Origin of the sequence: Streptomyces flavofungini, assembly GCF_041028215.1 — a bacterium.
GTDB classification, from domain to species: domain Bacteria; phylum Actinomycetota; class Actinomycetes; order Streptomycetales; family Streptomycetaceae; genus Streptomyces; species Streptomyces flavofungini_B.
In genome coordinates, this window is record NZ_JASKYR010001390.1 from 1 (window position 1) to 733 (window position 733).

At 70.3% G+C, this 733-nt stretch carries 1 protein-coding gene; it reads right to left on the minus strand.

Annotation, left to right across the window (positions count from 1 at the left end; all coding sequences use genetic code 11):
- Positions 1 to 47: 47 nt before the first annotated feature.
- A complete protein-coding gene (locus tag AB8Z36_RS41240; RefSeq protein WP_369218461.1) occupies positions 48 to 446 on the minus strand; it encodes a TOBE domain-containing protein in 399 nt (132 codons plus the stop codon).
- Positions 447 to 733 lie beyond the last annotated feature (287 nt).

Genomic DNA, 733 nt, shown 5'->3' on the forward strand with positions numbered 1-733 from the left:
TTCGGGGACATTGCGGGGGACTCCTGAACTCGGGCGCTTCGCGGTACTCAGGCGCGGTCGATGTGCACGCTCGTGGACTTGACCCGGGCGGTGGCCTGCATCCCGACCTCAAGGCCGAGCTCCTCCACCGCCTCCCGGGTCAGCAGTGACACCAGGCGGTGCGGGCCCGCCTGGATCTCCACCTGGGCGGCCACGTCACCCAGCTTCACGGCGGTGACGATGCCGGGGAAGGCGTTGCGGGCGGAGGTGTAGGAGACGTCGTCCTCACCCGTGCCGCCGTTCTGCGCGACCTCGACGGAGAAGGCGGCCAGGTCCCGGCCGTCGATGAGCCGCCGCCCGCCCTCGTCGCGGTGCGTGGCGACCCGTCCGGCGTCCGCCCAGCGGCGGGCGGTGTCGGGACTGACCCCGAGCAGACGCGCGGCCTGCCCCATCGTGTAGGACTGCATGTGCGACAAGATAGGCCTGTTTGGCTCGCATCTGAAATATTTGATGGGAAGCTCCATGGCAGGTGCGAGGCCCCCTGGAGAAAGCCACAGGGGCGCACATGTGTCCCCGGGGTGAGCCGGAAAGAACGCCTTGGACGCGCGGCGGAGATCGCTCCGGACGCACGGAGGAGACGGCTCTGGACGCGCGAACGGGACTGCTCTGGACGCGCGAACGGGGGCCGCCGCGTCAGCGCGGCGACCCCCGTTCCGGCGCGGTCGCACGTAGAAACGGTTCTGCTGGGAGAACC